General features: G+C 62.2%; 13 protein-coding genes and 1 pseudogene. 8 read left to right on the top strand and 6 right to left on the bottom strand.

The window, feature by feature from the left end; all coding sequences use genetic code 11:
* On the bottom strand, positions 1–185 hold a 185-nt coding region (locus I55_RS28205; protein ID WP_199902756.1), incomplete at its 3' end, for a hypothetical protein.
* 187 nt (positions 186–372) lie between these two features.
* On the opposite strand from I55_RS28205, the gene I55_RS28200 reads away from it, so the two are divergent.
* From I55_RS28200 to I55_RS28175, 7 genes and pseudogenes are all read left to right on the top strand, one after another.
* Positions 373–1,083: a hypothetical protein gene (locus I55_RS28200; protein WP_044564061.1), complete on the top strand. Its 711-nt coding sequence runs from the start codon at positions 373–375 to the stop codon at positions 1,081–1,083.
* Positions 1,080–1,700 carry a hypothetical protein gene (locus I55_RS28195; RefSeq protein ID WP_148294027.1) on the top strand — a complete coding sequence of 207 codons (621 nt, stop codon included), beginning with the start codon at positions 1,080–1,082 and terminating at the stop codon, positions 1,698–1,700. The genes I55_RS28200 and I55_RS28195 overlap by 4 nt, the downstream gene beginning before the upstream one ends.
* Positions 1,701–1,922, top strand: a complete 222-nt coding sequence (locus tag I55_RS36455) for a hypothetical protein (RefSeq protein ID WP_148294026.1) — start codon at positions 1,701–1,703, stop codon at positions 1,920–1,922. It begins immediately after the preceding gene.
* A 438-nt stretch (positions 1,923–2,360) separates the two neighbouring features.
* Positions 2,361–3,008 (top strand): annotated as a pseudogene (locus I55_RS39600) (winged helix-turn-helix domain-containing protein); the annotation flags it as partial.
* Positions 2,942–3,664 carry a site-specific DNA-methyltransferase gene (locus I55_RS35115; protein WP_307718735.1) on the top strand — a complete coding sequence of 241 codons (723 nt, stop codon included), beginning with the start codon at positions 2,942–2,944 and terminating at the stop codon, positions 3,662–3,664. The pseudogene I55_RS39600 and the gene I55_RS35115, both read left to right, overlap by 67 nt.
* Positions 3,665–3,952: 288 nt before the next feature.
* The gene (locus I55_RS28185; RefSeq protein ID WP_044564059.1) at positions 3,953–4,537 is read left to right on the top strand and encodes a Panacea domain-containing protein; all 585 of its coding nucleotides are present in this window, start codon (positions 3,953–3,955) and stop codon (positions 4,535–4,537) included.
* Between the two features lie 434 nt (positions 4,538–4,971).
* The gene (locus I55_RS28175) at positions 4,972–5,268 is read left to right on the top strand and encodes a hypothetical protein (protein ID WP_044564057.1); all 297 of its coding nucleotides are present in this window, start codon (positions 4,972–4,974) and stop codon (positions 5,266–5,268) included.
* 380 nt (positions 5,269–5,648) lie between these two features.
* Here the strand turns inward: I55_RS28175 and I55_RS28170 are convergent, their stop codons facing one another.
* The 5 genes from I55_RS28170 to I55_RS36450 form a co-directional block, all read right to left on the bottom strand.
* The gene (locus I55_RS28170; protein WP_044564056.1) at positions 5,649–6,116 is read right to left on the bottom strand and encodes a hypothetical protein; all 468 of its coding nucleotides are present in this window, start codon (positions 6,114–6,116) and stop codon (positions 5,649–5,651) included.
* An 11-nt stretch (positions 6,117–6,127) separates the two neighbouring features.
* Positions 6,128–6,505, bottom strand: coding sequence for a helix-turn-helix transcriptional regulator (locus tag I55_RS28165; protein WP_049974589.1), 378 nt, complete (start codon positions 6,503–6,505; stop codon positions 6,128–6,130).
* Positions 6,502–6,753 (bottom strand): type II toxin-antitoxin system RelE/ParE family toxin, encoded by a 252-nt coding sequence (locus I55_RS28160; protein ID WP_044564055.1) that lies wholly within the window; start codon positions 6,751–6,753, stop codon positions 6,502–6,504. The genes I55_RS28165 and I55_RS28160 overlap by 4 nt, the downstream gene beginning before the upstream one ends.
* Positions 6,754–6,916: 163 nt before the next feature.
* Complete coding sequence (locus I55_RS28155; RefSeq protein ID WP_044564054.1) at positions 6,917–7,696, bottom strand: hypothetical protein; 780 nt, start codon at positions 7,694–7,696, stop codon at positions 6,917–6,919.
* 120 nt (positions 7,697–7,816) lie between these two features.
* Positions 7,817–8,044, bottom strand: coding sequence for a hypothetical protein (locus I55_RS36450; RefSeq protein ID WP_148294023.1), 228 nt, complete (start codon positions 8,042–8,044; stop codon positions 7,817–7,819).
* 141 nt (positions 8,045–8,185) lie between these two features.
* Here I55_RS36450 and I55_RS36445 point away from each other — a divergent pair.
* The coding region (locus tag I55_RS36445) for a hypothetical protein (protein WP_148294022.1) at positions 8,186–8,408 on the top strand (223 nt) is incomplete at its 3' end.

Below are 8,408 nucleotides of genomic sequence, written 5' to 3'. Positions count from 1 at the left end.
TTGATCTCATAGCCCTGCAGCGTGAGGCCCCGGCTGGGCCAGAGGCTCATCACCAGCGCGTCGGCCCGCCGATGAGCGCCCATGCCCACCGCTTCGGCAACCTCGAACACCAAGGCGTACTCCGCCGCCGGGTAGCGCGCCCGCAGGGCCGCCTTGATGTCAGCTGTCAGAATGCGATCAGTCACCAGGGGCCTCCGCTCGTTGGACGGCACCGGAGGAAACGAAGAGGGGCGCCATTTAATTTTAGCTACCATAAGTTATTTTGCACCGGTAGAGTTCACTGGACCCATGCCGCGATGTCGTCAACGGAGTTGATGGCGGGATTATCCTCCTCCGATTGTCTTCCCCCGTTGAGCCAGAGGGAGAACCTTATTGTCCACGTTCCGTCGCGTCCTCGTGTCCCTCGCACTCTTCTTCGCCGCCTCCACAGTCCATGGGCAGGAGCTTGAGGGTGAGTCAGCAGTCGCCCTGGGCGCTTCCCTATCCGGACAGCGCATGCTCGCCTATGGCTTCACGGTGATCACGGTTGGCGCCGGGGGCCCCGCCAATCTACGGGAATGGGTGACTGCAGCCGGTATCAACGACGTGTCGCCGCAGAAGCTGGGTGATGACTATCTGGTCTTGAACATCTCCGCGGAGAATGGGACCGACCTCCAGCCTCCTTCAGGTCCCCTTGTCAATGCGATTCACCGTCAGTGGCCACGTATCGGCAGCGATCTGTGGCAGGCCTACATGGTGGGGGTCGAGGATGTACCACAAACCGTCAATATCCCGATGTCCAACCCTTGCGAAGCCATGCCATCTACCGCGCCCTGCGAGAAGCAGGCTGCCATCATGGTGACACTGAGCGGACGACCATCGAATGAGAGTGCTGTAATACTCCAATCAAAACTGCAGGCAATTGCCCAAGACCCGACCCTGAACAATAAAGAAAATGACAGTAATATTTACGCCTTGGAAGAAATTCAGATGGAAAGCACCATCAAGCTAGCGCCAGGCCAATGCCTCGGATGGTACGTAGAGAACGGTGCCAGTGGCCATGTCCTCATTCTTGCCTCGGTTCGCCACCAAACGATGCCATGATGTCCAACGATACACAGAATCGGCGAAACCTGATGTACGGAAGGCGGGGTTTCCCGCCGGCGAATACAGTACTTCGTCTCGCCGCGATCCGCGGGCTGCTCCGACATCCGGAATTGGCTCCTGTCTCGGATCCCGAGGAGCTGCGCGCACTTCTTGAATTGCAGTTGGTCCGGCTTGCGACCGCCAAGAGCGAAGCCGGCTTGGGAGCCCTGGTCCAGATCGATGTCTACGACCTCATGCAGCTGATTGGCCAGCCCGGTTGGGATGGCATGCCCTTCCTTCAGGACGATGGCTATTTGGCTCGCCTGGTTCTGCCAGGCCAAATCCACTTGCTGGTCACTGGCGATGGCCTCGTCCACATGGAGGGACTTACTGCACCACCCGCCATAGCGGAAACCGAACAGCAGCCGAGATCCTGGCAGGTGACCATCTCGGAGATGCTGTCAGCAGCTCCGGTCCAGCTGACAATAGCCGAGCCCACTCCCTACACGGATGGGGCCATCGCCTTCATGGCGGGGCTGCGGGCGGCCGACAATCCGCATGAGAACAGTAGCGAGGCCCACCGGATGTGGTCCATCGGCTGGCACCGCCAAAGGGATGGCCAGGAGGAGAGTTGAATGGGAGTCACCGTCATCCCCAGCACGATCCCAGGAGGCCGCACGCCGATCTGCAGCGCCTGTGGCGTCGCCCTTTGCTGGGACATCTCCGAGCATGAATATCTTGGGGCAACCGGCTTCTGGGACGACTGGATCTGTCGGGACTGCAACGGCGATCAGCCCCTCTCTCTCAAGGAATACCGGCAAAAGCGCGGCTCATCAGGGGAGGAACGCCATGACTGATGTCCACCCGCCACCCAAGCCCCCCCATGGCGCTCCCTGCAATGGCTGCGGGGGCTGTTGCCTCGATAGCCTCTGCCGCCTGGCGCAGCACGTCTTTCAGAACACCCATCAAGGCCCCTGCCCTGCCCTGACCTTCGACAGCGGTGGACGATCCAGTTGCGGCTTGGTGGCCAACCCAAGCCGTTACGCCCCCGTCGTGACCGCCATCTGGGGGGGGGATGCGGCATCGGCCGCGGCGTCCCTGCTGGTCGGCACCGGTCTCGGATGTGATGGCCTCCTTGAAGGGGAGAGGCGGGATACCGCGTTCAGCCAGGCACTGCGCATCCATCGGCACCGTCATGACCGGTCTTTCCGCACAGCGGAGAAAGTGTGGCGCCTGGGGACGTTGTCCCGCAGCTCCGGCCAAGCCGTACCAGACCACCAACCCATCGGTGAAAGATGATCACCACGCCCTCCAAAGAAGCTTTGGGCAAGCGCCGGCGTCGCGTCGAAGCCGGCCAGGCCCAGCAGCAGGCGGAGCGGGCCGCGACCCTGCCCAGCCAGGGCCAGCTGCTGCTGCCATTGATCCGCTGCCTGGGTGCCGCCGGCGGCGAGGCCAGTCCCCAGGACCTCTACGACCGGGTGGCTGCGGAAATCGGCGCCGGCCCCGAGGTGAGGGAGGCCACATCTTCCTTCGGCACAGGTGAGGACCGAAACCTGTTCGACCGTCAGGTCAGGCACGCCCAGCAGCTGGCCAAGACCAAGGGCCTGGTCAGCGCCCACGCCCGCGGCCGCTGGAGCCTGACCGACAAGGGCCAGGGACTGCTGGAGAACGCCCGGCCGGGCGTGGTGCTGACCATCTTCGAGACGCGCCACGGCCTGGCCCTCTGGGGCCATGTGGAGGACGCGGCCGCCCTGGTCGAGCCCGGATCGGTCAGCACCATCTATACTTCACCGCCCTATCCCATCCTAAAAGGCCGCCCTTACGGGTCTTGGGACAGCGCCAGCTGGATCGGCTGGATGCTGGACCTGGTGGACCTGTGGAAGCCCCTGCTGGTCCCGGGAGGCTCCCTGTTCATGAACCTGGGCGGGGAGGTCTACCGCCAGGGGGCCCCCTACCAGAGCACCTACCTGGAGCGCTTCGTCACGCGGTGGAGGACCGCTGCGTTTTCCAGCTGGCCCAGCGCTGGTTTTGGGAGAACCCGGCCAAGCTGGGCTCCATCGAATGGGTCTCCGTCCGGCGCCGGCGGCTGCGCCAGACGGTGGAGCCCGTCTACTGGTGGGTCAACGACCTGGCCGGCGTCCAGGACCAGGCCGACAACCGGGCGGTGCTTCAGCCCTATGCCGCCCGGACGCTGAAGCACTACATCGGCCAGGACAGGTCAGATGAGGCCAGGGTAAAGCCCTCGGGCATCGACATCGGTGCCCGGGCTTTCGCCCGGGACAATGGCGGCGCCATCCCGTCGACCCTGCAGCGGGTGGCCAACTCGGCGTCCAACGACGCCTACCGGCGGGCCTGCCGGGCCGCCGGCATCAAGGCGCACCCGGCCACCTTCCCGGCCGCCCTGCCCGAGCGCGCCATCCTGATGACGACGGCCCCCGGCGACATCGTCTGCGACCCCTTCTTCGGCTCCGGCACCGTGGGTGCCGCCGCCGAGCGCCTGGGCCGGCGCTGGATCGGCATCGAGCGCTCCCGCGCCTATCTCGACGGCGCCAGGCTGAGGTTCGATGGGGAGCTTCTGCAGGAGGGACGGCCAGCATGACCGGCGTCGGTCCCGCCCTGACCAGCATCACCTACAGGTCGATGAAAGGGCCTGTACCAGGGGACTATGTCCTGCCCCAGGGCAGCCGGATCCGCACGGCCTACCTCGTGGTGGAGTGCCGCCCCGTGAAGCCTCGAAAGCCGCGTTCTCACCGCATTTGGCGACTCATCGTGGAGCGTATGCTGCCCACCGATGTTCCGGTGGAGGCAACCATCCACCCCTTGGTCTGGGATGGCCGGCAAGCCCGCCGCTGCCAAGGTGGTTCCCTGCGGGATGAGGGAAGATGCCATGACCGATGATACCTTATCTCCAGGGGTGCCCCCCCTGTCTCCCTCAACGCCGACGTCCGACATGCCGGGGATGGACTGCCTGGCTGTCTGCAACATGCTGCTCGACCTGGCCGGAGACGAGGGCTTGTCGCCACAAGACCTTCAGTCGTTGCTCTACCTGGCCCATGGCCTGCACCTTCGGCGCACCGGGGGCCGGCCGCTGGTCTACGGCTACTTCGAAGCCTGGGAGCAGGGCCCCGTCCACCCTACCCTGCAGAGCCATCTGACAGGCTTCCAGGGCCTGGACCTTACTGTCGATCTGAAGCTCCGGTTTCTTCGACGGCGAAGCCTGATGGACCCGATGGTCCACCGGCCGACGCCACCTGAGAGCCCCATGGCCATCGGATGCGGCATCCTCGTGGTCCAGATGTTCCGGCACCTGTCACCGGACCAGCTCCATGACCTGGTTACGGCCCCGGGCTCACCCTGGGATACGGTTCTGAGCTCGGCTGTTGCGCGTGGTGTGTGTGGCTTCCGCATCCCCGATGGGGTGATTCGGGCAAAATTCCACATGCACAAGCTGTTGATCGTTTCCAACACATAGGAGGAGTCTCCATGGCCTTCCACACGGCACCACCTCACCCCCCAGTCCTGTGGCCCGGGGTCGCACTGACATTGATCGCCATTTTATGCACTTTGCCCGCCGGCCCGTCGGCGGCCGACGAAACGTCTGGCCCCCCGGCTACCCGTGCGGTTACCGCACCGATCGACGCAAGCCGGGCTCTGATCGCCCCCGAGGACGGGTCCCCGCTCCACCTGCCCCAGATGACGGTTCCGGTCGACAACTGCGCGGCGGTGTTGTTGGCCCCCGAAGTCGCTCAACTCAAAGCGAAGCTGGAGTCCTTACCCCCCAGGTATGGCATGAAGGAGGTCTACCAAGCCAAAGCCGACTGTCCTTCTCCCGGGGAGCTCAGAATCCGCCTTCGGCCCGGCCAGCCGGGCCCGGCCCATGACGCAACATCCTGAAGGAGCACGGCCATGATAATCCGACTGTTCAAAAACCTGTTCCGCCGCCGGGCCGGCAAGCCCGAAGGGCTCTGGCTGCCTCAGCCCCCCGCTGGCTACGGCGTCCTGTGGGTTGACCAGTCTCGTCTCGTGGAAAGCATCGGCCACCTCGATCAGGCCGGCATCAAGGTCGTCATTCCTATCCCCTGCGCCAAACCGCCCGTGCTGCAGCGGTACGGAAATCAGGAGGTGGCCGACCTTCTGCGGAACGAACTGAGGTTCAAGGCCGTCTTCGGTCCGTCCGGCGAGGTGCGGCACCTGCCACGCTGACCAGGTGGCTTTCCATCCTATATTCGCCACAAGGGAGTAAACGATGCCGATCTTCAAGATCACGGCAACCCAGGACGTCCGTACCACCCACGAGTTCTATGTCGAGGCCCAACCGCCGGCGACGCCGATGCTTATATCGCGGGCCTGCCAAACCTGGGCGATGTCCCAGGCGGCATACAGAAGAACGAAGAGGATATTGACGGTGAAGTGTGCTCGTTGGAGGAGGTCGCGACAATCCCCGCCAAGGCTCGGTTTCTGATGGCGGCGTGGGACGGGGGGACGGCGGTCGTACCTCAGATGGAGCCGCTCCCCGCTAAGAGCCGCGCCATAGACAAAGGATAGTACTCACCCCACTACATTTCTTAAATGCCGGGGCAATTTCACTCCAGTTCCCAATTCTCCTGAAAGCGCTCGAACTTCAGGTCCAGTCCGTACTGCCCGGGATGCCCGACGGTGCGATTGGTCTGCCGGAAGTGCAGATGGAGAATCCTCCACTTGGCTGGCAGATTGGCATCAAGTACCGCCCTCACCAACTCTGCTGTGGGCAATAGATAGGTCACGGGTTCTGTGAAGGCCATGACAACGATGGCCGTCCAGTCGCAGGGATCATCGGTCGGCGAACCCTTGAAGAGGGCTCCGGGTCCATGGGGAACCGTCCATGTCACATCGAACGAGCTCGAACCCTTAACCCTGATCACCCGGGTCTTGTGACCCTTCTTTACGAAGAGGTCCCAGGAGCTGGCGTTTTCGACCGAGACATTGAAATTTCCGCATAGCCAACCCTTTTCGGTCAGCCTCCGTTCGACATGAAGCTCCGCCAGACGCCCCACACGCTGGGCCAGGTTCATCCCCAAAGCCCCTATTGGACCAACAATTCCAGGGGCACCCCCAGGGCCGACGCCACCTTGGACATGAGGTCCAGGCTTCCCGGCTTCACCCGCTTCTCCACTTCGGAGAGGTAGCTGCGGCTGACGCCGGCCTTGGTGGCCAACTCCCGGACCGTCACTCCCCGAAATTCGCGGAAGACGAGGAGCGGATGGTCGCCCTCGATGAGGCGATCCATCACCTCAGCAGGAAAGGCTTCCGTCTCGCCCGCCTGCAGCTTGGCGGCCACGGCGGCGGCATCCGCCAGATCCTCGGCATCCGCCAGGAGCTCGGTCAGGGCGTCATAGTCGATCCGCCGGATGGTGACACTATCCGGCGTCTCGTGGATTGGACGAAGATGTAAGGCGTTCATCGGTATATCTCCCGTCGGTTTCCGATCTTCAGCACCACCACCGTCACGGCCTGGCCATCAATCCGGTAGACTGCCCGCCAGTCGCCGTGGCGGATACGCCCCATGCCGCCGCCGAAGGCTTTGGCCCAGGGATGGACCGCTACGGGGTCGGCGGCGAAGGCCTTGAGCTTGTCGCGAAGGGCCGCGGCATCCGAGCGCGGCATCTTCATGAGGGCCTTCAGGGCCGAGGCTTCGATCAGCAGCTTCATGTGAACAGTGTCGCTGATAGCGGACACAAGGTCAAGACCTATTGTCGCTAACAGCGGACACGCCCTCGGGTTCCTCGTGAGGCTTCGTGTACCCGCCTCGAGCGGCAAAGGCCGCCGTCTGCTTGTCAACTTCACTGACGATCAGTCGTCGCCTGCTTCTTCTTTAGCCTAGAGGGTCAAGGCCTTCGGCCTGGCTATGGCCCTGAGACTGGCTGACCACGAGGCCAATGTCATAGTCCTGGGGCAGCAGCCCCTGGGCCTTGGCCATTGAAACGGCTCGCCAGAGGTCATTTTCCCAGCCTTCAGGCCGGGTGGATTGGCGCCGCTTGAGCCATTCTCCGCCGAAGAGAGTAAACAAAACCCACACGCCGAAGACGACGGCCATGACCTCCCATTGCCAGAGTTGGGGCTGATGGTGTTGCAGGAATGTGGACATGTCATTCGCCCAACTGTGGCCCGGCCAGTCGGGATGGTCTTCAAGGATCAAGATAGCGGCCAATGTGGCAGCCAAGCCGGGATGGACGAGGTCAAGCAAGCGCATGATCCAAACGCGGGCACGCTGGTCCCACAGTCGCCCGATATCGGTGATGGCGGCGATCCTGCCCCGGGTCACCAGCACGACGGAGCCGCATCGCACCATGTCCTCGGGCTCCCAGCGATAATCCCCGAAGGCCCTGGTCCAATACTGGCCCAGCCATCCTTTGAAGAAGCAGCCGCCCCACCTGGGGTGGCGAGCAAAATCCTCCAGGACCGGCCCGGCGAAGACGAGCAGGCTCAGGCCCTTGATGGTCTTGCTCACCCCCCATCGTGCATGGGGAGAAACCACGCCATAGAGGCGCCCCTGCGTCTTGACTTTGAAATGACCGGCATCGAACTGCTGGGCACAGGCCGTCGACCAATGGTAGACGGCGGCCGGTTTGGGCTTCTTGGACTTGTCGATCATTTTACTCAATTACTGTTCCTTCCGAACCTAAGCTTTGGGCCACTATCGATCCTAATTTCCAATGCTCGGATGCGGCGAAAGAAACGGCAAGAGTTCTGAATAAAAAATTTTGTCTCACCCTCAACTCGGTTTTTGAAAACCAAGACCACGTCGTTGAAACTGCCGTTCGAGCTCTTCGACAAAAAACGAGGCACTGTTTGCAACGGTCAGGAACTCCTGACCCATTTCGACATAGCCCGCCTCAGTGAGCCGTTTTGCAACTTGGTGCATCTGGTCTGCCGCGAAATTTGCCTGGCGCCAAAGAGTCGCACTTTGCTTACGGCGCCATGATGAGGGCTGATTTCCCATACCCGGTCCTATCGTTTAAGTGGAATATATTAGGAATGTATGTATGATGTAGGGAAGGTGCTGGCCGTGAAGTTTTTTCGGCTGTAATCGAGACAAGCCATTCAAGTCAACTGATTCGAGCCCAAGACTATGACTCATGATATGCGAGACAAGCGGGATTTGACTATCGAGGCGGACACGCCAGAAGAATTGAAACGGCTGATCGAGCAAATTCCGGGCTATCAGCGTGTAGAGCTTGATCCCGATTTGCGTGCAAGGATGGGGCTGGCTCATGATCAGGACTGGTTCATTTTAAACACCCCAAGCAACGATGAAATTCACGTCTCTATTGACGCCGGATCATCAACCGCCAACACACGAAATG

Origin of the sequence: Azospirillum sp. B4, assembly GCF_000333275.1 — a bacterium.
Taxonomy (GTDB): domain Bacteria; phylum Pseudomonadota; class Alphaproteobacteria; order Azospirillales; family Azospirillaceae; genus Nitrospirillum.
This window is presented reverse-complemented; position numbering and strand designations above follow the sequence as displayed.

What these genes read in the sequence shown, in the direction of transcription:
- I55_RS28160 (WP_044564055.1), bottom strand. Translation starts at nt 6,753, where the DNA reads ATGAAGCTGCTGATCGAAGCCTCGGCCCTGAAGGCCCTCATGAAGATG.
- I55_RS28165 (WP_049974589.1), bottom strand. Translation starts at nt 6,505, where the DNA reads ATGAACGCCTTACATCTTCGTCCAATCCACGAGACGCCGGATAGTGTC.
- I55_RS36450 (WP_148294023.1), bottom strand. Translation starts at nt 8,044, where the DNA reads ATGGGAAATCAGCCCTCATCATGGCGCCGTAAGCAAAGTGCGACTCTT.
- I55_RS36455 (WP_148294026.1), top strand. Translation starts at nt 1,701, where the DNA reads ATGGGAGTCACCGTCATCCCCAGCACGATCCCAGGAGGCCGCACGCCG.
- I55_RS28195 (WP_148294027.1), top strand. Translation starts at nt 1,080, where the DNA reads ATGATGTCCAACGATACACAGAATCGGCGAAACCTGATGTACGGAAGG.
- I55_RS28170 (WP_044564056.1), bottom strand. Translation starts at nt 6,116, where the DNA reads ATGAACCTGGCCCAGCGTGTGGGGCGTCTGGCGGAGCTTCATGTCGAA.
- I55_RS28185 (WP_044564059.1), top strand. Translation starts at nt 3,953, where the DNA reads ATGACCGATGATACCTTATCTCCAGGGGTGCCCCCCCTGTCTCCCTCA.
- I55_RS28155 (WP_044564054.1), bottom strand. Translation starts at nt 7,696, where the DNA reads ATGATCGACAAGTCCAAGAAGCCCAAACCGGCCGCCGTCTACCATTGG.
- I55_RS28175 (WP_044564057.1), top strand. Translation starts at nt 4,972, where the DNA reads ATGATAATCCGACTGTTCAAAAACCTGTTCCGCCGCCGGGCCGGCAAG.